General features: G+C 32.3%; 26 protein-coding genes. 15 read left to right on the forward strand and 11 right to left on the reverse strand.

What is annotated here, in order from left to right; genetic code table 11:
- Positions 1-21: 21 nt before the first annotated feature.
- The 12 genes from atpA (at position 22) to hflX (ending at position 13951) form a co-directional block, all read left to right on the forward strand.
- Positions 22-1599, forward strand: coding sequence for a F0F1 ATP synthase subunit alpha (atpA, locus tag CLU82_RS09210; protein WP_100842818.1), 1578 nt, complete (start codon positions 22-24; stop codon positions 1597-1599).
- A gap of 96 nt (positions 1600-1695) precedes the next feature.
- Positions 1696-2556, forward strand: coding sequence for an ATP synthase F1 subunit gamma (gene atpG, locus CLU82_RS09215; protein WP_100842819.1), 861 nt, complete (start codon positions 1696-1698; stop codon positions 2554-2556).
- Between the two features lie 421 nt (positions 2557-2977).
- Complete coding sequence (locus CLU82_RS09220) at positions 2978-3382, forward strand: N-acetyltransferase (protein WP_100844992.1); 405 nt, start codon at positions 2978-2980, stop codon at positions 3380-3382.
- A gap of 99 nt (positions 3383-3481) precedes the next feature.
- The gene (locus CLU82_RS09225) at positions 3482-4951 is read left to right on the forward strand and encodes a lipopolysaccharide biosynthesis protein (RefSeq protein WP_100842820.1); all 1470 of its coding nucleotides are present in this window, start codon (positions 3482-3484) and stop codon (positions 4949-4951) included.
- Between the two features lie 117 nt (positions 4952-5068).
- Positions 5069-5503 carry a dUTP diphosphatase gene (dut, locus tag CLU82_RS09230; protein WP_100842821.1) on the forward strand — a complete coding sequence of 145 codons (435 nt, stop codon included), beginning with the start codon at positions 5069-5071 and terminating at the stop codon, positions 5501-5503.
- A gap of 94 nt (positions 5504-5597) precedes the next feature.
- Positions 5598-6608, forward strand: coding sequence for a sugar phosphate nucleotidyltransferase (locus CLU82_RS09235; protein WP_100842822.1), 1011 nt, complete (start codon positions 5598-5600; stop codon positions 6606-6608).
- A 128-nt stretch (positions 6609-6736) separates the two neighbouring features.
- Positions 6737-8089 (forward strand): lipopolysaccharide assembly protein LapB, encoded by a 1353-nt coding sequence (locus CLU82_RS09240; protein WP_100844993.1) that lies wholly within the window; start codon positions 6737-6739, stop codon positions 8087-8089.
- The gene (locus CLU82_RS09245) at positions 8089-8892 is read left to right on the forward strand and encodes a DUF4292 domain-containing protein (protein WP_100842823.1); all 804 of its coding nucleotides are present in this window, start codon (positions 8089-8091) and stop codon (positions 8890-8892) included. The genes CLU82_RS09240 and CLU82_RS09245 overlap by 1 nt, the downstream gene beginning before the upstream one ends.
- 23 nt (positions 8893-8915) lie before the next feature.
- Positions 8916-10148 (forward strand): murein hydrolase activator EnvC, encoded by a 1233-nt coding sequence (locus tag CLU82_RS09250; RefSeq protein WP_100842824.1) that lies wholly within the window; start codon positions 8916-8918, stop codon positions 10146-10148.
- A 104-nt stretch (positions 10149-10252) separates the two neighbouring features.
- The gene (locus CLU82_RS09255) at positions 10253-11722 is read left to right on the forward strand and encodes a murein hydrolase activator EnvC (RefSeq protein WP_100842825.1); all 1470 of its coding nucleotides are present in this window, start codon (positions 10253-10255) and stop codon (positions 11720-11722) included.
- A gap of 78 nt (positions 11723-11800) precedes the next feature.
- Entirely contained in the window at positions 11801-12562 is a 762-nt protein-coding gene (locus CLU82_RS09260) for a Bax inhibitor-1/YccA family protein (RefSeq protein ID WP_100842826.1), read from the forward strand.
- A gap of 153 nt (positions 12563-12715) precedes the next feature.
- Positions 12716-13951 carry a GTPase HflX gene (gene hflX, locus CLU82_RS09265; protein ID WP_100842827.1) on the forward strand — a complete coding sequence of 412 codons (1236 nt, stop codon included), beginning with the start codon at positions 12716-12718 and terminating at the stop codon, positions 13949-13951.
- Positions 13952-13998: 47 nt separating this feature from the next.
- Here hflX and CLU82_RS09270 read toward each other — a convergent pair whose 3' ends face one another.
- From CLU82_RS09270 to CLU82_RS09295, 6 genes are all read right to left on the reverse strand, one after another.
- On the reverse strand, positions 13999-14931 hold the full coding sequence (locus CLU82_RS09270; protein ID WP_100842828.1) for a DUF3078 domain-containing protein: 933 nt from the start codon (positions 14929-14931) through the stop codon (positions 13999-14001).
- Positions 14932-15004: 73 nt separating this feature from the next.
- Positions 15005-15514 carry a DUF2480 family protein gene (locus CLU82_RS09275; RefSeq protein ID WP_100842829.1) on the reverse strand — a complete coding sequence of 170 codons (510 nt, stop codon included), beginning with the start codon at positions 15512-15514 and terminating at the stop codon, positions 15005-15007.
- A gap of 72 nt (positions 15515-15586) precedes the next feature.
- Positions 15587-15910, reverse strand: a complete 324-nt coding sequence (locus CLU82_RS09280; RefSeq protein WP_100842830.1) for an SUF system Fe-S cluster assembly protein — start codon at positions 15908-15910, stop codon at positions 15587-15589.
- A gap of 131 nt (positions 15911-16041) precedes the next feature.
- Positions 16042-16464, reverse strand: a complete 423-nt coding sequence (locus CLU82_RS09285; RefSeq protein WP_100842831.1) for a SufE family protein — start codon at positions 16462-16464, stop codon at positions 16042-16044.
- Positions 16464-16892, reverse strand: coding sequence for a hypothetical protein (locus tag CLU82_RS09290; protein ID WP_100842832.1), 429 nt, complete (start codon positions 16890-16892; stop codon positions 16464-16466). Before CLU82_RS09290 ends, CLU82_RS09285 begins: the two co-directional genes overlap by 1 nt.
- A 10-nt stretch (positions 16893-16902) precedes the next feature.
- Complete coding sequence (locus CLU82_RS09295; protein WP_100842833.1) at positions 16903-18117, reverse strand: aminotransferase class V-fold PLP-dependent enzyme; 1215 nt, start codon at positions 18115-18117, stop codon at positions 16903-16905.
- Positions 18118-18766: 649 nt separating this feature from the next.
- Here CLU82_RS09295 and CLU82_RS09300 point away from each other — a divergent pair.
- The gene (locus CLU82_RS09300) at positions 18767-20113 is read left to right on the forward strand and encodes a serine hydrolase (RefSeq protein WP_100842834.1); all 1347 of its coding nucleotides are present in this window, start codon (positions 18767-18769) and stop codon (positions 20111-20113) included.
- Positions 20114-20353: 240 nt separating this feature from the next.
- Here CLU82_RS09300 and sufD read toward each other — a convergent pair whose 3' ends face one another.
- From sufD to CLU82_RS09325, 5 genes are all read right to left on the reverse strand, one after another.
- Positions 20354-21670, reverse strand: coding sequence for a Fe-S cluster assembly protein SufD (sufD, locus tag CLU82_RS09305; RefSeq protein ID WP_100842835.1), 1317 nt, complete (start codon positions 21668-21670; stop codon positions 20354-20356).
- Between the two features lie 2 nt (positions 21671-21672).
- The gene (gene sufC, locus CLU82_RS09310; RefSeq protein WP_100842836.1) at positions 21673-22425 is read right to left on the reverse strand and encodes a Fe-S cluster assembly ATPase SufC; all 753 of its coding nucleotides are present in this window, start codon (positions 22423-22425) and stop codon (positions 21673-21675) included.
- Positions 22426-22494: 69 nt separating this feature from the next.
- Entirely contained in the window at positions 22495-22842 is a 348-nt protein-coding gene (locus CLU82_RS09315) for a four helix bundle protein (protein WP_100842837.1), read from the reverse strand.
- Positions 22843-22877: 35 nt separating this feature from the next.
- On the reverse strand, positions 22878-24326 hold the full coding sequence (gene sufB, locus CLU82_RS09320; RefSeq protein ID WP_100842838.1) for a Fe-S cluster assembly protein SufB: 1449 nt from the start codon (positions 24324-24326) through the stop codon (positions 22878-22880).
- A 40-nt stretch (positions 24327-24366) separates the two neighbouring features.
- On the reverse strand, positions 24367-24696 hold the full coding sequence (locus CLU82_RS09325) for an iron-sulfur cluster assembly accessory protein (RefSeq protein WP_077374886.1): 330 nt from the start codon (positions 24694-24696) through the stop codon (positions 24367-24369).
- Positions 24697-24959: 263 nt separating this feature from the next.
- Here CLU82_RS09325 and CLU82_RS09330 point away from each other — a divergent pair, with 263 nt between their 5' ends.
- A complete protein-coding gene (locus CLU82_RS09330) occupies positions 24960-25919 on the forward strand; it encodes a YjgN family protein (protein WP_100842839.1) in 960 nt (319 codons plus the stop codon).
- Positions 25920-25923: 4 nt separating this feature from the next.
- Positions 25924-26997, forward strand: a complete 1074-nt coding sequence (locus tag CLU82_RS09335) for a M48 family metallopeptidase (protein WP_100842840.1) — start codon at positions 25924-25926, stop codon at positions 26995-26997.

Genomic DNA, 26997 nt, shown 5'->3' on the forward strand with positions numbered 1-26997 from the left:
GTGTCTAAATTATAAATTAAGATGGCGGAAATTAAACCTGCTGAAATATCAGCAATATTAAGAAAGCAAGTAGAGGGTTTTGAATCTGGTGCAACACTAGAGGAAGTAGGAACTGTACTTCAAGTTGGAGATGGTATTGCTCTTATTTATGGGCTTTCAAATGTTCAATACGGTGAGTTAGTTGAATTCGATAACGGATTAGAAGCTATCGTTTTGAATCTTGAACAAGATAATGTTGGGGTGGTACTTTTAGGACCTTCAACAGGAATCAAAGAAGGATCAACTGCAAAAAGAACACAACGTATTGCTTCTCTTAAAACAGGAGAAGGAATGGTAGGACGTGTAGTGAACACGCTTGGTTTTCCAATTGATGGAAAAGGACCAATCGGTGGTGAATTATTCGAAATGCCATTAGAAAGAAAAGCTCCTGGAGTTATCTTCCGTCAACCAGTTACTGAGCCTCTTCAAACAGGTGTAAAAGCGGTTGATGCTATGATCCCAGTTGGTCGTGGACAGCGTGAGCTTGTTATTGGTGACCGTCAAACAGGTAAATCAACTGTTTGTATTGATACCATCTTAAATCAAAAAGAATTTTATGATGCAGGAAAACCTGTATTTTGTATATATGTTGCAATTGGACAAAAAGCTTCAACTGTAGCAGGAATTGCAAAAATGTTAGAAGAAAAAGGTGCAATGGCTTATACAGTTATTGTTGCTGCAAATGCTTCTGATCCAGCTCCAATGCAAGTTTATGCTCCTTTCGCAGGTGCTGCAATTGGAGAATATTTCAGAGATTCTGGTCGTCCAGCTTTGATTGTTTATGATGATTTATCTAAACAAGCTGTTGCTTACCGTGAGGTTTCTCTTTTATTAAGAAGACCACCGGGACGTGAAGCATATCCTGGAGACGTTTTCTACTTACACTCTCGTTTATTAGAGCGTGCTTGTAAAGTAATTGCTGATGATGGAATTGCAAAAGACATGAATGACTTACCAGATTCATTAAAAGGAATCGTTAAAGGTGGAGGTTCATTAACTGCATTACCAATTATCGAAACTCAAGCAGGTGACGTTTCTGCATATATCCCAACAAACGTAATTTCGATTACAGATGGTCAAATTTTCCTTGATGGAGATTTGTTTAACTCTGGGGTTCGTCCAGCGATTAACGTAGGTATCTCTGTATCTCGTGTTGGAGGAAATGCTCAAATTAAATCTATGAAAAAAGTATCAGGTACTTTAAAACTAGATCAAGCACAATTCCGTGAATTGGAAGCGTTTGCTAAATTTGGTTCTGATTTGGATGCTGTTACTTTAAACGTAATCGAAAAAGGAAAAAGAAACGTTGAGATCTTGAAACAAGGTTTGAATGATCCTTATACTGTTGAAGACCAAGTTGCTATTATCTATGCTGGATCTAAAAACTTATTAAGAAGTGTTCCTGTGAATAAAGTAAAAGAATTTGAGAAAGATTTCTTAGAATTCTTGAATGCCAAACACAGAGCTACTCTTGATGCTTTGAAAGCAGGAAAATTAACAGACGAAATTACAGATGTAATCGAATCAGTAGCAAAAGAAATTTCAGCGAAATATAACTAAAATCAGTCAAAGGTCTTAAAGCCAAAAGTCTAAAGTCATTATTGACATTTATAGACTTTTGACTTTAAGACATTAGACTTTAGACTATTATAAAGAATGGCAAATTTAAAGGAAATCCGTAATAGAATTACTTCCATTTCATCAACGATGCAAATTACATCGGCAATGAAAATGGTTTCTGCAGCAAAGCTAAAGAAAGCACAAGATGCAATCACAGCAATGCGACCTTATGCCGAAAAATTAACGGAATTATTACAAAATCTTTCAGCTTCACTTGATGGTGATGTTGGTGGAGAATTTACGACACAACGTGAAGTAAAAAAAGTGTTAATTGTTGCTATAACTTCAAATAGAGGTTTATGTGGTGCTTTTAATACGAATGTAATTAAGGAAGCTAAAAACCGTTCAGAATATTATGCTGGTAAGCAAGTAGATATTTTTGCTATTGGTAAAAAAGGAAACGATATTTTATCTAAAACGTTGACTGTTGTTGATAATCAAAGTACTGTTTTTGATCAATTAACTTTTGATAATGTTGCAGTTATTGCTCAAACTTTAACTGAAAAGTTTGTTTCTGGTGAATATGATAAAATTGAATTGGTTTACAATCAATTTAAGAATGCTGCTACTCAAATCGTTCAAGTAGAACAATTTTTGCCTTTAGCTTCTATTCAATCGGATAAAGCGGTATCTACAGGAGATTACATTTTCGAACCTGTAAAAGAAGAAATTGTAATGACTTTGATTCCAAAAGCATTAAAAACACAATTGTACAAAGGTATTCGTGATTCATTTGCTTCAGAGCATGGAGCGCGTATGACTGCTATGCATAAAGCTACTGATAATGCAACTGATTTGAGAGATCAATTGAAATTGACTTATAATAAAGCTCGTCAAGCTGCTATTACAAACGAAATCCTTGAGATCGTTGGTGGAGCTGAAGCTTTAAAAGGATAATTTAAAGAAAAGATATAAAACGAAAAAAGAGCCATTTGGCTCTTTTTTTATGCTTTGTTTTTACAGGAACAAATAGCTTTATAGTCCTTGAGCTCAGTATTTAAGGGTGAAACTTAGCTTTCCCTGGGCTTGTTTTTTTAAGGGAACATTAGCTTTATCAACCCTTGTGCTCTGTTTTTTGTGGGTGAAACTTAGCTTTACCCGTGCTCTGTTTTGTGGGGACCGATTAGCTTTATGAACCCCTTATTTAATTTTACTTATACAAATATCAGTCATTAAGAAGTTTTGTGCAATACCCACTTTTGGTGATTTTTCAATTATTTTTTTTCTTTTTTTTGAATAGTTTCTTTTTGATTAATTTTGTTCCTCTATTTTAAATACCAATCAATTGAAAACTGTCGAACTAACTACTGTTCCCGAAATGCTCGCTCAAATTAATGTGATGCAACATTTGTACCCCAAACTCATAATGGAAAAATACGAATCCTATTTACAGGAAATGGTTCCTCATAATTACAAACAAGTTGCCGTTTTTGAAGAAGATGTCTGTGTAGGAATATCTGGTTTTTGGACAGCCATGAAGCTTTGGACTGGAAAGTATATAGAGATTGATAATTTCATAGTGCATCCTGAACACCGATCAAAAGGAGTTGGAAAAATAATGACTGATTATATTGAAGATAAAGCCAAAGCCGAAGGTTGTAATGTAATTGTATTGGATGCTTTTACTGGAAATTTTATCGCCCATCGTTTTTATTATAACCAAGGGTATGAACCAAGAGGCTTTCATTTTTTAAAAATGTTAAATGAGGAGGGATTAACCTAAAAACCAAAATCATATTTCAACTTTATTCAACACCAAAACACAAAAAATAACCAAAGAATTGGTTATTTTTGCTTTATAATAATTAACAGACAACACATTTTGGGTTTATACAAAAAGCTTTTTCAACAAACAGCCATATATGGGTTGGCCACAGTAATACCAAGAATGTTCAGCTTCTTGCTGGTACCACTTTATACAGGGTTATTGCCACAGGCTGAGTACGGAAAGGTATCGATAATATTTGCTTGGATGATTTTTTTCAATGTTATTCTAGCTTACGGAATGGAAACAGCATTCTTCAGATTTTATAATTCTGAGAAAAACAAAGATAGTGTTGTCGAAACGACTATTATTTCTATTTTTTGGTCCACAATACTTTTTATATTTGTTGCATTATTATTTCGAAATTCTTTGGCAATTTGGTCGGGAGTAGATACCCAATATATCACTTATTCCATTTGGATTTTGGCCTTAGATGCTTTAGTTATAGTTCCTTTCTCTAAACTGAGAGCCAATCAAAGACCTATGTTCTATGCGGCAATCAAAATAGGAAATGTTCTTGTCAACCTTTGTCTGAATTTGTTCTTTCTGATGTATTTGCCAAGTGTCTCAATTTCTCAACCAGATAGTTTTCTAAGTTCTGTTTATATCGAAAATTTTCAGATAGGGTATATTTTTCTAGCCAATATCATAGCCAGTTTTGTAACTTTTGTGGTGCTTTTTCCAGATTATTTTACCATAAAATGGAAATTTGATTATGAACTTTGGAAAAGAATGATGCGTTATGGATTGCCTATAATGATTGCAGGAATTGCTTTTGCAATCAATGAACAATTTGACAAAATTCTTTTGGGTAAACTATTACCAGCAAATATTGCCGATGAACAAGTTGGGGTATATTCTGCTTGTTATAAATTGGGACTTTTTATGGTTTTATACAGAACCGCTTATACCTTAGGAATTGAGCCTTTCTTTTTTAGCCATGCTTCCAATGAAAATGCGCAACAAACCTATGCGACAGTTACAAAATACTTCGTGATTTTTGGATCATTAATTTTATTATTTGTAATCGTATTTGCCGATCTTTTAAAACAAGTCATGATTCCAAATTCTTCCTATTGGGAAGCAATGAAAGTAGTTCCGTTAATTATTTTGGCTAATTTTTTCCTTGGTATTTACACCAATCTTTCCGTTTGGTACAAACTTATTGATAAGACTTATGTTGGTGCCTATATTTCTATAGTTGGTGCTACTGTAACTCTGGTATTAAACTACTTATTGATTCCAAAATACAGTTATTACGGTTCGGCAATTGCTACCCTTTCAGCATACGGAAGTATGATGTTCATTTCCTATTATCTCGGAAACAAGTATTATCCAATCCCTTACGACAAGAAAAAAATATTTGGTTACTTAATATTATCAATAGGTTTTTCTTGTATTTCTTTCTACGGATTTAACCAAAATTATTATATCGGAATTTTACTTTTAGCCATATTTATGGGCTTCATCTATTATAACGAAAAAGAAACTCTTTTACGAATTTTAAAACGACCTGTTAAAAATTAGGAGCTATTTCCTGCTATTCGTTCCAATCTTTTTTTCGGCAAAAAGCCTCAAAAAAGGATTTCCACTACTATCAGGGCTAGGGCATTCCAGTATTTAATTTCCTTTAGACAAAAAAACATGACAATAAACATTATCAACAAATCGCAACATGCATTGCCTAACTACGAAACCATTGCTTCAGCAGGAATGGATTTGAGAGCAAACTTAACCGAAGCAATAACCTTACAACCATTAGAAAGAACCATTGTAAAAACTGGACTTTTTATAGAATTGCCAATTGGTTACGAAGCACAAGTAAGACCAAGAAGCGGATTGGCCGCTAAAAATGGAATCACAGTACTAAATGCACCAGGAACAGTCGATGCTGATTATAGAGGCGAAATAGGAGTAATTTTAGTAAATTTATCCAATAATGCATTTGTGATCGAAAATGGAGAGCGAATTGCACAACTTATTATTGCCAAACATGAACGCGCAGAATGGATTGAAGTTCAGGAATTATCAGAAACTTCAAGAGGTGAAGGCGGTTTTGGGAGTACAGGAGTGAAATAGAATTTAATAATTTTAAAGGTTAATAATTTAAACATTACGTATGAATTTTAAATCTTTAAATTTCAAAATATTAAAAATAAAATAACCAAACCAGATGAAAATAATAGTACCAATGGCAGGACGCGGATCACGTCTTCGCCCACATACCTTAACGATTCCAAAGCCATTAATTCCAGTGGCGGGAAAACCAATTGTTCATAGATTAGTTGAAGATATCGCAGCAGTTTTAAATCAGAAAATAGAAGAAGTAGCTTTTGTAATTCACGAAAGTTTTGGTAAACAAGTAGAAGATGATTTAGTCGCTATTGCAAATAAATTAGGAGCCAAAGGAACTATTTACTATCAAAATGAAGCGCTTGGAACAGGTCATGCTATTATGTGTGCCAAAGATTCTTTGAGCGGACCTGCAGTTATTGCTTATGCAGATACTTTAATTCGTGCCGATTTTGATTTGGACAAAACTGCCGACAGTGTGATTTGGGTAAAACAAGTAGATCAACCAGAAGCTTTTGGAGTTATCAATTTAAATGATGCTAACGAGATAGTTGAATTAGTTGAAAAACCAAAAGAATTTGTTTCAGATTTGGCAGTAATCGGAATCTATTATTTTAAAGACATTGCTGTATTAAAAAACGAATTGCAACTGGTATTAGATAATAATATTATTCACGGTGGCGAATATCAAATCAATGACGGAATTAAACAAATGATGGCCAAAGGAATGAAATTTGTTCCTGGAAAAGTTGATGAATGGATGGACTGCGGGAACAAAGATGTTACAGTAGAAACCAATTCCAGAATGCTTGGTTTTCTTCAGAACGACGGAATTAATTTGGTAGCTCAAAATGTTAAATTAGAGAATTCAACTATAATTCCTCCTTGCTATATTGGAGAAAATGTAATTTTAATTAATTCAACTGTTGGACCAAATGTATCATTAGGAAATGCTTGTCATGTACAAAATAGCACAATACAAAATAGTTTGATACAAACACATTCACATATAAAAAATGCCGTTTTAGATAATGCAATGATTGGAAATCATGCAAGCTTCGATGGAAAGTTTACCAGCATAAGTATTGGAGATTATTCGGTTTTGGAATAATTAAAAACAATATCAAAAAAAACAAGCAGCATTATTTAAGTATTTATTATGCTGCTTTGTTGTTTTTTTAATTTATTTTGCAAAGGAGATTTTTACTAATGGTTTTGCTCCCAAATACATATTTTTTGATGGTAAAAAAATGGACTTTCATATTAACGTTATCTATTTTGCTTAGCAATACTACTACTGTATTGGCACAAGCAGAACCAGAGGAAATTAAAATGGAAGGGGATAAATTTCAAGATTTTTTTTATGAATCTCTATTTCAAAAAAGTATTGAAAACTATGACAAATCGTTGGCCGCATTGGATCAATGTTTAAAATTGAAACCTAATGATGCTACCATTTATTTTGAAATGGGGAAGAATTATTTAGCTTCCAAAGATTACAAAAACGCATATTCCTCTTTTGAGCATGCCACACAAATTGATTCCAATAATAAATGGTTTTGGGTTGGATTGTATGACGTGTGTTATGAGACTAAAGATTTCAATCAAGCCATAATCATCGTTGATAAAATCATTCCTTTTGATGCTGAATACAAAGAGGATTTGGTCTCGCTTTATATGGTTACTAAACAATATGATAAAGCTTTGGCTGGAATCAATGAGCTGAATGAAAAAGTTGGAAAAACCGAAAGAAGAGAAATGTATAAAATGGAAATCTTATCGGAAGGGAAATTTCAAAATTCAGAAGTTGATAATTTAAAAAATCTAATCGATAAAAATCCAAAAGAAGAATCTAATTATATAGCTTTAATTTTTTTATATTCTAATAATAATGAAGAAGGTAAAGTAATGGAAGTTGCCAAAAAATTAGAAAAAGTAATTCCAGAATCAGTTTGGGCACAAGTAAGTTTGTTTAAAAACTATCTCGAAAATAATGATGGTGTGAGTGCTGTCAAATCTATGAATATAGTTTTGGCAAGTCCTAAAGTTGATTCTAAAATAAAACACAGAATCTTTAATGAATTTTTACTTTTCTCAAATGCAAATCCTCAATTTACTGCTGATTTGGATAATGCAATTGGTTATTTTAAAAATGATGCAACCGTAAATGTTGCTAAGGAAATAGGTAAATTTTATCACAATAAAAAACAATGGGATAAAGCAATTAAGTATTATGAGATGTCGGAGAGAAGCAATTCAGAAGTCGATTTGGAGACCAATTTACTTTGGCTTCAAGCCAATACCGAACTCAAACAATTTGAACCTGTACTCAAAAAAGCTATAGTGATGATTGACACTTATCCAGCCGAACCTCAGTTTTATTATTATGCAGGAATGGCCAATAACCAATTGAAATTTTTCAAAAAAGCTAAAGATATTCTTGAAATGGGATTTGATTATGTGGTTGAAAATAAAGATCTAGAAATCAATTTCAATATTCAACTGGGGGAAGCCTATAGTGGTTTAGGCGATGTAGCCAAGAAAGAATTATATTTTAACAAAGCCAATCAATTATTAAAAGGGAAAAAATAATGAATCGATTTATAACAAGATTACTTTTTGTTTGTATAATATGCGTGAGCAGTTCACTACTATTGGTGTCCTGTAAAGTAAAGGGAAAAGTTGTAGAGCAAAGTAAAAAAGAAGATTCGAATAGCATTTCAGCTGAACGAATTTTAAAAAACTATTATGCAAATAAGAGCGATTTTAAAACACTATACATAAAATCCAATGTAAAATATAATGACGAAAAACAATCTCAAAACTTAACTGCTGAAATCAAGATAAAAAAAGATGAACAAATTTTGGTAAGTATTCGTTTTCTGGGAATTACTATGGCAAAAGCATTGATAACACCAGCTTCTGTAAGTTATTATGAAAAGTTAAATGGAACTTATTTTGAAGGAGATTTTAGTTCATTAAGTAAATGGCTCGGAACAGATTTAGATTTCAATAAAGTTCAAAATATACTAATTGGTCAGGCAATAGATGATTTAACCAAAGGAAAATACAAAGACTCGTTAGTTGATCAATCCTATCGATTGGAAGATCTTTCAAAAAGTAACACTAAAAAATATTTCTTTTTTAACAAAGATTCATTTTTATTAAATAAGCAGGAGATTACCCAAACTGCTGAAAATAGAAAGATTGAAGTTTTGTATTCGGATTATAAAAAGTATAATGAATCCCCGATTCCATCTGATATTGCTATTAATGCTGAACAGGATAAAGGAAAGACCGAAATTAATTTGGGATACAATACCATAACCATAAACGAAGAACTTAATTTTCCATATAGTGTGCCAAATGGCTATAAAAGAATTTTAATTAAGTAAATTTGAACCAATATAATTGTAAAATGCGAAAATTTCTCTTAGGACTATTTTTTTTATGCATGACCTCAGTAATCTGGGGGCAAGAGACGCAACAAGAAAAATTAGAAAAGCGTAAAGCCGAAATTCAACAAGAAATTTTGGACAATGAAAAGTTATTAAAAACGGTAAAGAAAAAAGAAAAATCTGCCGTTAATGTGATTATTTTGCAAAGTAATAAAATTAAGCTAAAAGAAAAATTGATTCATACTACCGAGAAGCAAACTAAAATTCTTGGGAATGACATGTATATTAATCAATTAAAAATCAATAAGCTGAATAGAGAGCTAGTGATTCTTAAGGAAGATTATGCAAAGATGATTGTCAAATCATATAAAAGCAGATCTGAACAAAGTCGAGCTATGTTTTTATTATCATCGGAGAATTTTTTACAAGCCTACAAAAGAGCCCAGTATATGAAGCAATATACAGGATATAGAAAAATGCAAGGCGAAGAAATTAAATCGAAAACGGATCAACTTTTAGGTTTTAATGATAAGTTGAATGCTCAAAAAATAGCCAAGAAAAAATTATTAGCCGAAAACAATAAAGAGAAATTATCTCTTGAAAAGGAAAAAAAGGAACAATTGAAATTGGTGAATTCAATTAAAAAAGACAAGAAGAAAATCACTTCCGATATTAAAAGAAAACAAACAGAGTCCAGAGCTATTGATCGTCAAATTGATCGTTTAATTCGTGAAGCTATCGCTGAGGCTAACAGGAAGGCAGCAAGTGAAAATCCAAATGCTCCAGCTGCAGCTTATACATCATCTAGAATAGTATTAACAGCTGAAGCTAAAATATTAGCTGATAATTTTAGAGCTAATAAAGGAAAACTGCCTTGGCCTGTTGAAAAAGGTTTTGTGTCATTAGGCTATGGTGAACAACCACATCCAGTTTATCCAAGTCTTGTAATTCACAATAGTGGAGTAGAAATTACAACAGAACAAGGATCAAATGCCAGAGCTGTTTTTGCTGGAGAAGTAACGAGTGTTATCGTTTTATCTCCTGTAAACAAAGCAGTAATGATACAACATGGGGATTGTTTTACTGTGTATCAGAATTTAAGTTCGGTTTTTGTGTCCAAAGGAGAGAAAGTAACCATCAAACAAAATTTGGGAAAAATTAGAACGAATGGTGAGGGAAAAACAATTTTGAAGTTTACAATTTCACAAAATACAACCTACAATAATCCGGCAAGTTGGTTGTATAATATGTAAGGATTACTATAAAAATATTAACAGCACTATTTTATTTACAAAAGTAAGATAGTGCTGTTTTTTCATAAAATCATTCATTAAGTTTGCATTATATATAATTTACGATGTTAAAATATTTTCTAAGTTTCATTTTTCTAATAACGACTGCTGTAATCTGGAGTCAAGATAATCAGCAAAAAAAATTAGAAGAGCGTAAAGTTAAAATCCAACAGGAGATTCGAGAAAACGAAACAAAACTTCAAACGGTAAAGAAAAAAGAAAAAACAGCTACCAAAGCGATAGTTTTACAAAGCAATAAGATTAAACTTAAAGAAGAATTAATTGCAACTACCGAAAAGCAAAAGACACTTCTTGGAAATTCAATTTCGGTTAATCAAGCACAAATAAATAAATTAGAAAAGGAACTTGAATTACTCAAAGCAGATTATGCTAAGATGATTGTTCAATCCTATAAAAGCCGTTCTGAAGAGAGTCGAGCCATGTTTTTATTATCCTCAGAGAGTTTTTTACAAGCTTATAAGAGAGCTCAATATATGAAACAATATACCAATTATAGGAAAATACAAGGAGAAGAAATACAATCTAAAACGTATACTTTATATACGTTTAATGCAAAATTGGATGTTCAAAAAAGTGCCAAAGAGCAGCTTATAGTTGAAAATGATAAAGAAAGATTGTCTTTAGAAAATGAAAAACAAGAGCAAGAAAAGCTTGTTGCCTCTTTAAAGAAAGATAAAAATAAAATTATTGCAGAGATCAAAAAAAGACAACAAGAGTCAAAATCTATAGACAAAAAAATTGATAAATTAATTCGTGAAGCTATTGCTGAAGCCAATAGAAAAGCAGCGAGAGAAAAAGCAGCGAGAGAAAAAGCAAAAGCTGATGCTATAGCAAAAGCTAATGCTATTGCCAAAGCCAATGCCTTGGAAAAGGCTAAAGCATTAGAAAAGAAAAAAGAGATTGAAAAAGCAAATGCATTGGCAGCTGCAAAAGCTAAAGCCAATTCTAAACCGATTCCAAAACCGATTCCAATTCCAAAAGAAGTTGAAAAAGCAATCGCAAAAGTTGAAACTAATGTAGAAACAATTAAAGTCCCTATTAAAGAACCTGTAGCCGTTTCTACTACTAAAATGGATTTGACTTCAGATGGTAAAGTAGATTCAGATAATTTTAAAGCGAACAAAGGTAAATTACCTTGGCCAGTAGAGAGAGGATTTATTTCTTTGGGATTTGGTGATCAGGCACATCCAGTATATAAAGCGTTGGTAATTCACAATAGTGGTTTAGAATTTTCGACAGATTCAGGTTCAAATGCTAGAGCTGTTTTTGGAGGAGTAGTGGCAAGTGTTATTATTATTTCTCCAGTAAATAAAGTAGTTATGTTACAACATGGAGATTTCTTTACTTTATACCAAAACTTGACTTCAGTGAGTGTGAGTAAAGGAGATAAAATAAGCATCAAACAAGCATTGGGTAAAATTAGAACCAACGGAGAAGGCAAAACAATATTAAAATTTGCAATTACTCAAAACACTACTTATGCCAATCCAAGATCTTGGCTATCGAGTAAATAGCAGAAAAAATTTAATAAAAAATTAAATCATCTTCTCAATATTATAAATTATATTTGATAAAATTTAAACTAGAAAATCATGAATTCGAATAACCCTTTTTTAAATAACAAAACATTTTCTACAGCTGCTTCCAGAAAAGATGAAGTGCATTATGCTACTGTTATTGATAATAATCAAGACATGACTTTGTCTGGAACGATCAACAGAAGTTTAATTCTTTTTTTATTATTGATTGCTTCTGCAACAGTAATTTGGTGGGCAACTTTTAATGGAATCAATCCAATAGTTCCTGCATTTGGTGGAGCAATTGTTGGATTAATTTTGGTAGTAATTGCTGCATTCAAACCTGAATATTCACCTTATTTAGCTCCTGGATATGCACTTTTTGAAGGATTATTTATTGGTGGGATATCTGCTATTTTTGAAGTGCAATATCCTGGAATTGTAACTCAGGCAGTAGGCGCAACCTTTGTGACTTTTGCAGTTTGCCTTGGATTGTATAAATATAAAATTGTTAAAGTAACCGAGCAATTCAAATCAGTGGTTATAGCAGCAACATTTGCCATCGCAACTTATTATTTAGTTTCTTGGTTGTTTTCTATGTTCACAAGTTTTGTACCAGTACATTATGGAAATTCTATGATGAGTATTGGTATTAGCGTATTTGTAATTGTAATTGCAGCATTAAATTTGTTCTTAGATTTTGACAGAATTGAAAAAGGAGTGGAACAAAGAATGCCAAAATATATGGAATGGTATGGTGCAATGGGATTGATGATAACACTAGTGTGGTTGTATATCGAATTTTTAAGATTGTTATCAAAATTATCTAAAAAATAGAACAAATAAATTGTATATATAAAGATGCCCTTCCGAAATGAAGGGCATTTTTTTTAATTTATAGCCACTAATAAAATGGTTCTTATCTTAATTTTTAATTTATAAAGGAATTGTAGCTTTCAAATCATTAAATTTGCATCCTTATTTAGAGACATGTTAGAAAAAGAAATAATAAATTTTGAAAAAACGGCTATTGTTGGTATTGTTACTCAAAACCAAAGTGAAGAAAAACTCAAAGAATATCTTGATGAATTAGAGTTTTTGACTTTTACAGCTGGGGGAGAAGTGGTTAAGCGCTTTTCGCAAAAAATGGAACGTCCCAATCCTAAAACTTTTGTGGGAACTGGAAAGCTGGAAGAGATTTGTCTTTTTGTAAAAGAAAATGACATATCAACTTTAGTATTTGATGATGAATTATCACCTTCACAACAAAAGAATATATCTAAAATAATTGATTGTAAAATATTAGACCGTACGCATCTTATACTTGATATTTTTGCTCAAAGAGCAGAGACTTCTTATGCAAGAACACAAGTAGAACTAGCGCAATGTCAATATTTGTTACCAAGACTTTCTGGAATGTGGACACACTTGGAACGTCAAAAAGGAGGTATCGGAATGCGTGGTCCTGGAGAAACCGAGATTGAAACCGATAGACGTATTGTCCGCGATCGTATAGCATTACTTAAAGAGAAGATTAAGACTATCGATAAGCAAATGGGTGTACAACGCAGTAATCGTGGTGCGATGGTGCGTGTGGCTTTGGTGGGTTATACCAATGTTGGAAAATCGACATTAATGAATGCTATTGGAAAAAGTGATGTGTTTGTAGAAAATAAACTTTTTGCAACATTAGATACTACGGTTCGAAAAGTAGTTATTAAGAATTTACCTTTCTTACTATCAGATACTGTTGGTTTTATTCGAAAATTGCCTACTCAATTGGTAGATTCTTTCAAGAGTACCTTGGATGAAGTTCGTGAAGCCGATTTGTTATTGCATGTTGTAGATATTTCACATCCAGAATTTGAAGATCATATTGCATCGGTAAATCAAACCTTATTGGATATTAAAGCTCATGATAAACCTGTTATCATGGTTTTCAATAAAATTGACGCCTATAAACATTTGACTATTGATGAAGATGATTTAATGACCGAGAAAACACCTAGACATTTTACATTGAAAGAATGGGAGCAAACCTGGATGCACCGTTTGGATGGACAAAATGCTTTGTTTATTTCAGCATCTCAAAAAGAAAATTTTGAAGAATTTAGAGAGTGTGTTTACGAGGCGGTTCGAGAAATACACATTACTCGTTTTCCATATAACAAATTTTTATATCCAGATTATAAAGATGCTGTCGAGAAAGAAGAAGACAATGAATAATAAAAAAAGACCTTTTAGTAATTACTAAAAGGTCTTTTTTATTTGATCTAAAAATTATAATTCAGCCCTACACCAAACACTTCTTTAGTTTGAAAACCTGAAAAAGCATCATCATCATAGATAGCTTGAAAATTAAAATTGGCAGTTAATATTTTATTTATTTTCATTACTATAATTAAATTGTAATTGATATCAATATTTTGCGGATCTTTTAAATAGTTAGAATATAAATTCAAAAGATTTTCGGCAGTGACATTTTCCATTAATGTGAATTTATAATAGCCAGTTGCATTGAAACCTAATTGATATAATACACTTTTGTTTGCATTTACTCCAAAATAACTGCCATCTACATAATCAGGAACAGAAGTGTAAAAACTGTCTACAAAAGTGAATTTAGATGTTAAGGGAGCAAAATTAATTTTGAAATTCTCTGTCTTTTTCCAATACATACCCGGACCAAATAGAAGATAACCTGGCGACATAAAGTTGGTGTTTTCTTCTCTTATTTCTGCTCCATTTTCATCTTTAGAGTATAGATATCCTTTTGTAAACTGTGTTCTAAAATTTGCTAAAAATGAATAATACCAATTACTTCCGTCTGTTCTTTTAGCGATAATAGAATTGATTTCGAGTTGGTCATCCGTTTTCTTTTCAAAACTAGCGCTTTGTGTTTGAAGCAACCCATAGGAAGCTAAGATCCTATTTTCCCATGAAAAAGTATTTTTCTTGTAATCTATTTTATAATCAACCCCAAGGTTTCCCGAGAAACTATTTTCACCGCCTGCGATCCAATTGTTAAAGCTGGCTTGGTTAAAAAGAAAGGTGAGTTTGCCATTTGACATCCAGCCATTCTTAATGGTATCATCTACAGTTTTTGCTGCATCTTCTGTTTTTTTGATTAATTCTTTTTCAGAGGATTGAGCTAAAATTTTTCCTGAAAATTGAAGCAGAATAGCTAACAATAGTATTTTTTTCATTGTAAGAGTATTAGTTCTAATACAAATATAACGAAAAGAATAAAGGGGTAAAAAACGCTAAATTAAAAAATAATTATTTTTTGGCTGTTTTGTATAGAGGAACGGCCGAACAAGCTTCGCCATACATTATGCTTCTGGCATAAGGCTGTAAATATTGCGCTGCCAATACATAAGCTCGCATAGGAACTGGTTTTTTGGAACAGCCTTTTATGATAACTGGTTTATCCTGATATACCGTGTAATCAATAGAAGATAAAAGTTCTTCATATAGAGATGCGTCCAAATCTTCAACATACCCGTTTACAATTTTTTTGGCAAAAGGAGCAAGATGCATAGTTACTAAAATAATTGCCCATTGAGGAATAATGGCATCTGTACCACATGTGACGGCCACATATTGGTCTTGGTATTTTGACCAATCCTGATTATTAAGATGCTCTCTAAAATCTTTTTCCTTTAACAAAAAGCCTTCATAAAGCCACTGGGAAATATCGATTTGCGCTCGAACTCCAGCAGGATAATAGTCTTCAAGATCAAAAACTTCTAAAACACTATTGGCTACTTTATTTATAATTTCTTCCATGGTAAGTCTTAAACAATGTCGAAAGTCATAAAGTTTCTAATTTAAACTTTATGACTTTCGACTATGACTGTTTTATAGCATTCCTAATTCTAACTTTGCCTCTTCACTCATCAAATCTTTGCTCCATGGCGGGTCAAAAGTGATTTCTACTTCAGCATCTTTAACATTTTCAATTGATTTGATTTTTTCTTCTACTTCTCTTGGCAAACTTTCCGCTACTGGACAGTTTGGAGAAGTTAGCGTCATCAATATTTTTACTTCCAAATCGGTATTTACCATTACATCATAAATCAATCCCAATTCGTAAATATCTACTGGAATCTCTGGATCGTAAATGGTTTTCAATTTTTTTACAATTGATTCTCCTAATTCTGTGGTGTCTATTTCTTGTTCCATTTTTATTTTTTTTATTTTAAAACATATAAGTTTTTTTATTCAACCATTAAGAGATTAAGTTTCATTAAGCTAAATTGTCTTAATTTCTGAATGGTAAATTTTTAATATTTAAATGTCTTATATGGTTAATTTTAATTTTTCTTAGCATCAAATGCCAATGCGTACATTTTAATATTTTTTATCATTGATACCAATCCATTAGCTCTTGTTGGCGAAAGATGTTCTTTCAATCCTATTTCGTCAATAAAATCAGTATCTGCGTTTAGTATATCAGCTGCTTTTTGGTTTGAAAAAGCGCGGATTAAAATTGCGATTATTCCTTTGGTCAAAATAGCATCACTATCAGCTGTAAATACGATAGTATCATCTTTTTGTTCACCCTGCAACCAAACTTTGGATTGACATCCTTTGATGAGATTATTATCGGTTTTGAGTTCTTCTTTAATTAAAGGAAGGTTTTTACCTAAATCGATAATATATTCATAACGTTGCATCCAGTCGTCAAACATAGAAAACTCGTCTATAATTTCGTTTTGTATTTCTTTTATTGTCATTATTCTTTTTTTGAAAAGGATAGTAATGTATTTACTATGTTTTTTATTTTTTCTGGTGGAAACCCATTGTCGAAAGTCTGGCTTTCATAGTTTTTTCCTTTATATATTATTTTCAAATTTGCCATTGCCGCACCATCGTGAAAACGTTTTTGAGTGGGTGCTTTTAAACTTGGAATTTCTTCCAAATCCACCTTCTGGAATTCAGTAATTAAGGCATTCCATTGTTCATCTGTCAGCGAACTAGAAACTGGTTTCCCATCTCTTATCTTTGTAACTGACACTGTTTTATTTTCGACAACAATATTATTATACAAACCCCTTGAATTGACAGTATACTCGATTTTTGCTGTAATCAAATCAGGATTATTTTGACTTTGACAGTTTTTACCAAGAACTAACGTTAAAAACAAAAGAGATAGAATTTTCATAATTTTTGTTTTATGACAACATTATTTTTGCCTTTTTTACAGCTTCGACCATCATATCAATTTCTTCTTTAGTATTGTAAAAAGAAAACGAAGCTCTTATCGTTCCTGGAATACAAAAGAAATTCATAATCGGCTGGGCACAATGATGTCCAGTTCTTACTGCAATTCCCAGTTTGTCTATAATAGTTCCAATATCATACGGATGAATACCATCAATATTAAACGACACTACCGAAGTCTTTTCAACAGCAGTTCCAAAAATCTTCAAACCTTCAATTTCTAACAATCGTTTTGTAGCGTAATGCAATAATTCTAATTCTTGCTTCTGAATGTTTTCAAAACCAATTTCATTCATGTAATCAATAGCAGTACCCAGAACGATGCCTCCTGCAATATTTGGTGTACCCGCTTCAAATTTATGTGGCAATTCGGCATACGTGGTTTTTTCAAAAGTCACTTCCTTAATCATTTCACCACCACCTTGATATGGAGGTAATTTATTCAACCAAGCTTCTTTACCGTATAAAATACCAGTTCCAGTTGGACCACACATTTTATGACCCGAAAAAACGTAGAAATCACAATCCAAAGCCTGAACATCTGGTTTCAAATGCGGTACCGCTTGTGCACCATCAATCAAAATTGCCGCACCAACTTCGTGCGCTTTATCAATCATATATTTAATAGGATTGATGGTTCCCAATGCATTCGAAATATGATTTACAGTTACAATTTTGGTATTCGAAGACAGCAATTTGTCATATTCACTCATGATCAATTCCCCTTCATCATTCATCGGAATAACTTTGAGAGTAGCACCTGTTTTTTCACACAACATTTGCCAAGGCACTATATTGCTGTGATGTTCTAATGCGGAAACCAATACTTCATCTCCTGGTTTTAAAATGGAAGCAAATCCATTGGCTACAAGATTAATACCAAACGTAGTTCCCGAAGTAAAAAGCACCTCGTGAAGATGTTTAGCATTCACATGATTTTGCACTTTAGCACGAGACACTTCATAAGCATCTGTCGCCAATTGGCTCAAAGTGTGAACACCCCTATGAATGTTCGCATTGATTTCCTGATAATATTGTGCAATCGCATCAATAACCACTTGCGGTTTTTGCGAAGTCGCACCGTTATCGAAATATACTAATGGTTTTCCATTTACTTTTTCTGAAAGAATAGGAAAGTCGGCTCTTATTTTTTGAATATCTAACATTCTTTTATTTAGATTTTTTCTAAATACAAAAGTAACACAATTGATTTACTTTTTTGTGATACAATAGTTAATAATTCCAAAAACAGTAAGCATTACGAGCAGTGTTTTAGTAATAAGCTATGTTCTATTAAAATTTTTAGGAGCACAAACAAAAGGTATTTTCAGGAAAGATGGGTTCCCGCTATCCGTTACAATCTCTTCGCAAAAGCTACGAGGATTTCCACTCCTATCGGGGCTAAAGAGAGAGACTTGGCATTTTTGTAATTATTTATAATTGAAATGTAGTCATAAACACATTATCGATTTTTATTAAAAACCCCACTGACGGCGTTACAGACGCCATCGGTGGGGTTCGGAACCCCGTTAATGGCGTTCCAGACGCCAAAATTGGGGTTGTATAACGCCATTCACGGCGTTCCAAACCCCAAATTTGAGATTTCTAACTCGATCTTGAAGCTAAATACAATTGGAGCAAGATTATTAAACATTAAAGAATTAAGATAAAAATTTATATGTTCTTATATGCCTTATATGGTTTAAAAAAAAGTTCTTACTATTTACAATCAAATTTAGATTAATAGCCAAATAGTCATTCTAAGTTTAAAGTTTGCGTTTTTTTTTATTAAATTTAAGTACTGATTTTTTCCATATGCAAAAGAATTCTAAAATTATAGCCTTTCTCTTCTTCCTATTTTTGGGATATTTTATATTTATTACCTATCCAAAATTAGAACTGATATCCGGATTCTCTGCAAAAAATGTTGCCTCGGCACATTTTATAGACAACCGTTCACTAGAACTTATCGAGAAAAGCGATAATGATTTTGATGTTATAGGTTGGGCGACCAATCAAATCAATGAATCTGAAAAATCTGCTACAGCAACAGTTTTAGGTTTAAAAGAACGCAAAGCGATCTACCGCCAAGGTCTTGGAGCAACTTTAATCAATGATAATTTTGATGTAACAAAACCCTATGAAGTACCCAGAAGGAATCTATCACAAAACAAATTACCATTTCCTTATGGCGTTCTAGAACCCAAAGACACATCCTTTTCAAACATAGATTACGCAAAATTGAATAAAGCAGTGGCAAATGCATTTGATGCCAATGGCGAAGACGACAAAAGAACACGTTCCGTTTTAGTAATCTATAAAGACAAAATCATTGCAGAGAAATACCTCACTGGTTTTAACAAAAACAGCATTATTTTGGGTTGGTCTATGACAAAGAGTATTACTGGAACTCTTTTTGGAATACTTCAAAAACAAAGAAAATTTGACATCTACAAACCAGCTCCTATTCCCGAATGGCAAAACAATACTCGAAAAAAAATTACGACCAATGATTTGCTTCACATGAATTCGGGATTAGAGTGGGAGGAGGAGTACGATAAAATTTCCGATGCCACCCAAATGCTTTTTCATGACGAAGACATGTCTCGTACACAATTGCTTAAACCAGCTATTTTCGAACCCAATACCCATTGGAATTACTCTTCTGGAACTACCAATTTATTGTCTGGAATTTTGAGAAAGCAGTTCAAAACACATCAAGAATATCTGGATTTTTGGTACTCAGCCTTAATTGATAAAATAGGAATGCATTCGATGATTGTAGAAACCGATATGGCAGGCAATTATGTAGGTTCATCTTATGCTTGGGCAACTACGAGAGATTGGTCCAAATTAGGATTATTGTATTTGCACAAAGGCAATTGGAACGGAGAACAAATATTTGACGCCAGTTGGGCTAAATATGTTTCAACGCCAACAAATACTTCGAATGGAAAATATGGTGCTCAATTTTGGTTGAATGCGGGAGGTTTTTATCCAGATGCCCCAAGAGATATGTATTCTTGTAATGGCTATCAAGGACAAAAAGTATATATTTTACCATCACAGGATTTGGTCATTGTAAGAATGGGTTTGACTGGAGATTCTAAATTTGATTTTAATGGACTGTTGAGTGGAATAACAAATAGTTTTAAGAAGTAAATAGGATGAAACAAAATAATATAATACTGCTTTCAATCTTCTTGGGTGTTATAGGTTTTATTTTTAATGCTATTGCATGGTCAACAATTATTAAGCATCCATATAATTCGATGTGTCTTATTTTAGGCTTAGGATTATCTTTTCTTGCATTTGTATTGTTAATTTATAGTTTAGTTAAGAAATAAAAAGCCCGACAGATTTTTAAAATCTGTCGGGCTTTATTTTAAATAAGAAATTGAACTACAAATCAAATCCAATTTTAACGCCCAATTTATTAGCGATAATTGTAGTAATTCGTTGTTTTATTTCAGGTATTTTGATGTTTTCGATAACTGCATTCGAGAACGCGTACATCAATAATGCTTTGGCTTCTTTCTGTGGAATTCCGCGTTGTTGCATGTAGAACAAAGCAGTTTCATCCAATTGTCCGATTGTACAACCGTGAGAACATTTTACATCATCAGCAAAAATTTCCAATTGTGGTTTTGCATTAATGCTTGCTTTGTCGCTCAAAAGAATGTTGTTGCTTTTTTGAAAAGCGTTAGTTTTTTGAGCTTCTTTTTCAACATATACTTTTCCGTTGAAAACTCCGGTAGAGCGATCAGAGAAGATTCCTTTGTAATCCTGGAAGCTTTCGCAGTTTGGAGAAGCGTGGTTTACCAATGTATAATGGTCAACATGTTGTTTATCTCCAATAATTGTGATTCCGTTTAAGGTACTTGTCAATCTTTCTCCAAAGTGGTAAAAGTTCAAATTGTTTCTAGTTAAATTTCCTCCAAAAGAGAAAGTGTGTACCGAAACGTGACTTTCCTGTTTTTGAGAAACATAAGTATTGTCAATTAAATTCGCTTCAAGATTATCATTTTGAATTTTGTAATAATCTACAATCGCACGTTTTTGAGCATAAATCTCAGTAACCGAATTAGTCAAAACTGGATTGTTGTTCAAACTTTGGTGACGTTCTATAATTTGTACATGTGAGTTTTCACCAACAATAACTAAGTTTCTAGGTTGTACCAAAAGAGCCGTTTCGTTTCCTGTTGAGAAATACATGATCTCAATAGGCTTATCAGCTACTTTGCTTTTTGGAATATTGATATAAGCTCCTTCATTTGCAAAAGCAGTATTCAGAGAAGTCAAACTCTCATCTTTACTAGCGATTTGATTGAAATAAGTATCAATAACCATTTTGTATTTTGGTTTATTCAATGCCGATGACATTAAGCAAACATCAATTCCCTCGTGAGTAGTCGAAGATAAATGCGAACTAAAAACACCGTCTACAAAAACCACTTTGTAAGTATCTATTTCGTGTAAAAAGTATTTTTTTACTTCACTGTATTGAATAGCATTATCTGTTTTTGGAAAAACGCTAAAGTCATTTTTTAAGATGGCGCTTAGTGAAGTGTATTTCCAGCTTTCTTCTTTTTTGGTTGGGAAACCTTTATTTTCAAAGTTTTTTATAGCTAAAGTTCTAACGTCATGAAGTTCAGAATGAACATCAACACGCTCTTCAAAAGCCATAAAAGATGATAGTAATTTTTCTTTTAAATCCATTTTTAAGCTTCTTGTTCTTGTTTAATCCAGTCGTACCCTTTGTCTTCCAATTCGTGTGCTAATTCTGCACCACCTGATTTTACAATTTTTCCGTTGTAAAGAACGTGAACAAAATCAGGAACGATATAGTCTAACAATCTTTGGTAGTGCGTAATTACAAGGACTGCATTTTTCTCGCTTTTCAATTTATTTACACCATTCGCAACAATACGAAGTGCATCAATATCCAAACCAGAATCAGTTTCGTCAAGGATAGCTAATTTTGGCTCTAACATTGCCATTTGAAAAATCTCATTACGTTTTTTCTCTCCTCCAGAAAATCCTTCGTTTAATGAACGGGAAAGAAATTTTCTGTCGATTTCTAATAATTCTGATTTTTCACGAATCAATTTCAACATTTCATTTGCTGGCATTTCTTCCTGACCTTTAGCCTTACGAGTTTCGTTGATTGCCGATCTCATGAAGTTGGTTACCGAAACACCGGGAATTTCTACTGGATATTGAAAAGAAAGAAAAACTCCTTTGTGAGCTCTTTCTTCTGGAGCTAATTCTGCAAGATCTTCTCCGTCCAAAATTACTTCACCATCAGTTACTTCGTAGTTTTCGTTTCCAGCAATTACAGCTGATAAAGTACTTTTTCCAGCACCATTAGGTCCCATGATAGCATGTACTTCACCTGCTTTTATTTCAAGGTTAATTCCTTTTAATATTTCTTTGTCTCCGATAGAGGCGTGTAAATTTTTTATTGATAACATAATTAATTTGGAAATTGGATAATTTGAAAATTTGGAAATTAGATAACTTTCAATTTTTCAAATCAATTATTATTTTTGTTTTGATGTTATTATTATTTTATTGACAATTCTTGAAATATTATTTATCTGTTCTAAATGAGAATCCACATTTGGATAATTATCTGAAAACTTACAAAGTTCTAACCAATAGATTGTCTCTTCTATTTCTTTTGCTGCAATTTTAAATTTATGAATAAAATCGGCTTTGCTTTCTGCATTCTGTGCTTCTCTAATATTGGCTCCTATAGAAGTTCCTGACTTTAAAAGCTGATTTGCAATTACATATTTTTTATTTTCTTGTAAAATTTCACAGTATTTGATTATTTCTAAAGCAAATTGAAAGGTCAATTTAATAATTACATTTTCTTTTACTTCCATTTACAAATTTTCAAATTAGCTCATTTTCAAATTTTTTATCCTACTGAACCTTCTAACGAAATTTCAAGTAATTTTTGAGCTTCAACTGCAAATTCCATTGGTAACTTATTCAATACATCTTTACTGAATCCGTTTACGATAAGTGCAATTGCTTTTTCAGTTGGGATTCCACGTTGATTACAATAGAAAACTTGGTCTTCACCAATTTTACTTGTCGTAGCTTCGTGTTCTATTTTGGCTGATGGATTTTTACTTTCGATATATGGAAAAGTATGAGCTCCACAATTATTACCCATTAATAAAGAGTCACATTGCGAAAAATTTCTGGCGTTTTCAGCTCTAGCTCCAATTTGAACTAAACCACGGTAACTATTTTGTGATTTACCAGCAGAAATTCCTTTAGAAATAATAGTTGATTTACTATTTTTACCTAAATGGATCATTTTGGTTCCAGTATCTGCCTGTTGATAATTATTGGTAACTGCAATCGAGTAAAATTCCCCAATTGAGTTATCTCCTTTTAATATTACAGATGGATATTTCCAAGTAATTGCAGAACCTGTTTCTACTTGTGTCCAAGAGATTTTAGCGTTATTCTCGCACAATCCTCTTTTGGTCACAAAATTGAAAACCCCACCTTTACCTTCTTTATTTCCTGGGTACCAGTTTTGAACAGTAGAATATTTTATTTCAGCACCATCTAATGCGATTAATTCTACAACTGCAGCGTGCAATTGGTTTTCATCACGAGTTGGAGCAGTACATCCTTCTAAGTACGAAACATAACTTCCTTCGTCAGCCACTAATAAAGTTCTTTCGAATTGTCCTGTTCCTGCTTGATTGATTCTAAAGTAAGTTGACAATTCCATTGGGCAACGAACACCTTTTGGAATATAACAGAAAGATCCGTCTGAGAAAACAGCCGAATTTAATGCCGCATAAAAGTTATCTTTTTGAGGAACAACAGTACCTAAATGTTTGCGAACTAATTCCGGATATTCTCTGATAGCTTCAGAAATACTCATAAAAATAATTCCTTTTTCAGACAATGTTTTTTTGAATGTTGTAGCTACCGAAACAGAGTCAACTACAATATCCATAGCGACATTGTTCATCATTTTTTGCTCATCTACAGAGATACCTAACTTTTTGTACATTTCTAAAAGCTCAGGATCTACATCATCCAACGTTTTATTTGGATCTACAGATTTTGGTGCTGAATAATAAGAAATGGCTTGAAAATCTGGTTTTATATAATGAACATTTGCCCATTCTGGTTCAATCATTTCCTGCCAAGCACGAAAGGCCTCAATGCGCCAATCGGTCATCCATTGTGGCTCGTCTTTCTTTTTAGAAATCGCTCTAACAATATCTTCGTTTAAACCAATCGGAAAAGTTTCAGATTCTAATTCAGTATAAAATCCGTACTCATATTCTTTGGTCTCTAATTCGATTTTTAAATCGTCTTCGGTGTATTTTGACATAATAATTATAATGTTATTTAACCTTTGGTAAGGTTAATTTCTATAGTGAGAATGATTCCCCACAACCGCAAGTTCTATTTGCATTTGGATTGTTAAAAACAAATCCTTTCCCGTTTAATCCTCCAGAAAACTCCAATATTGTTCCAGCTAAATAAAGGAATGATTTTTTTTCGACAGCAATAGTGATATCGTTGTCAACAAATATTTTATCGTCTTCGCCTTTGGTTTTGTCAAATTTCAAATCATATGACAAACCAGAGCATCCACCGCTTTTTACACCCACTCTCACGTAGTCTACAGCGGCATCAAAACCATCGTCTTTCATCAAATCGATGATTTTCTTTTTGGCAGTATCAGAAACTTGTATCATCTTAGTTTTTTTTATTTTTTTAGAAGTAAATAACTTATATTGAGTTCTATAAAAAGTACTCGCCTTCTGAAAGCTTCTTTACGTTCTAATCTTTATTTCGTCTAAATTAATTGCAAATATACTATATAAAAAACTTTTTTCCATAGCTCATAACATTTATATAACTAATAAGAAGATAGAGATTTGTTATATAATGGTTATAATTATAGATTAAAATGATATATTTATAACCTATTAACAAACCAAATAGTATTAAATTAATTATGGAAGAAACAGTACAAGCAAAAACAGATTATCAACTCGAATTTAGTGGTAAAGGGAGTGAATTTTTTAGTGTCATTATCGTTAATTGGTTACTGACAGTTTTAACTTTAGGGTTTTATTATCCTTGGGCCAAAGCAAGAAAACTACAATTTTTATATGGTGAAACGTCTTTGAATGGAGATTCTTTTTCATTTCATGGAACAGGTAAAGAGATGTTTAAAGGTTTTATAAAAGCTTTACTTATTATTGGATTTCTTTATGGGTTATTTTTTTTATTCATCTATCTTAAATCGCCATTTATGGGAATCGGAATACTTTATTTGGGTGTTTTGGCGCTGTTGCCATTCGCTATACATGGATCTTATAGATATAGAATGTCTAGAACATCATGGCGTGGAATTCGTTTTGGATATAGAGGTGACCGCAAAGAGTTTAGTTTAAATTTCTTCAAATGGCTTTTATTAACTATTTGTACTTTTGGAATATACGGTTCTTGGATGTCAATTAATATGAGGAATTATATACTAGGTAATATCCGATTTGGCGATGTAGAATTTAACAGTGATGGAGATGGCGGAGATTATTTTATGTTAAATCTTAAAGGGTATTTCTTGTCAATATTTACTTTAGGAATTTATCTTTTTTGGTGGCAAAAAGATCTTTTTGAATATTATATCAATAATTTAAGTATGAGCAAAGATGATAAAGAAATTGCTTTAAATTCAACGGTTACAGGTGGTGATTTTTTTAAATTAGCAGTTGTAAATATTCTAATTATCATTGGGACTTTGGGTATTGGTTATGCTTGGGTTGTAACTAGAACTATGAAGTATATTTTTGATAATATTGAATTGGAAGGAAATATCGATTTGAATTTGTTATCACAAACCGAAGATAATTATAAGGATGCTACAGGAGAAGATATTGGTGATTTCTTGAATTTGGATTTTGTAATGTAATATTATGAAGGAAGAAACTACAGGAGTTTTCTTTGACGGAGAATCGGCTATTCCGCAAGAAGTTGTGTTGGTTTTTGACAGTACGAAGGATGTTCTTGCTTTTGAAACCAATAATGGACAACAACATTGTTGGGAATTAAATGATGTAACTTTTGAAGTAAAATCTAAAAAAATGTACCTTGAATATGGAAAAGATCCTATTCAAAACATAAAGATTACAGACAGTGATTTTATAGGAAAGATTTCGATCTTTTGGAAAAACAGAGGTAATCAAAGCTGGTATCAAAAACTAATGGATATGGGAATCAAAGCTCATATTGGTTTTACTGTTTTTATCTTTGTTATTATTGGATTAGGATATTTTTATGCTATTCCGTGGGTAGGTGAAAAAGCGGTAATAATAATTCCAGAAGAATATGATGCTCATTTAGGAACCACTTTTTTTGCAGAGAATATTCTGTTTAACAATATTGATGTTGAAAAAACAAAGGCATTAAATTTATTTGCAAAAGAATTGAACTTAAAGAATACTAAAAAATTAAAATTTACGGTTCTAGATTCACCAATAGTAAATGCTTTTGCGCTTCCAGATGGAAATATTGTTGTTTATAGGGGAATACTCAAAACCATGAAAAATTATGATGAATTAGTTGGGCTTATTGGTCATGAAGTGGCTCATGTAAATAATAGACATTCAATGAAAATGTTGTGTCGAAATTTGTCAGGTTATTTATTTGTATCAACAATTTTGGGAGATGCTAATGGAGTTATGGCTACAATTGGAGACAATGTGAATAGTTTACAATCTTTATCTTTTTCCAGAAATTTTGAACATGAAGCTGATGTTCAGGGATTTGAAATAGTTGTTTTAAACAAAATAAATCCAAAAGGGATGTCTAATTTGTTTAAACGATTGCAAGATGAAGAAAAAGGAGTCGTCAATATTCCTGAGTTTCTAAGTTCACATCCCGTTACAACTGAAAGGATAAAAGATGTTAATGAAATGATTAAAATGAAGCCTTTCAAGTTTGAAGAAAATTTAAAATTGAAGAAACTGTTTTTAGAGATTAAAAATTAG

Origin of the sequence: Flavobacterium sp. 5, assembly GCF_002813295.1 — a bacterium.
Taxonomy (GTDB): Bacteria; Bacteroidota; Bacteroidia; order Flavobacteriales; family Flavobacteriaceae; genus Flavobacterium.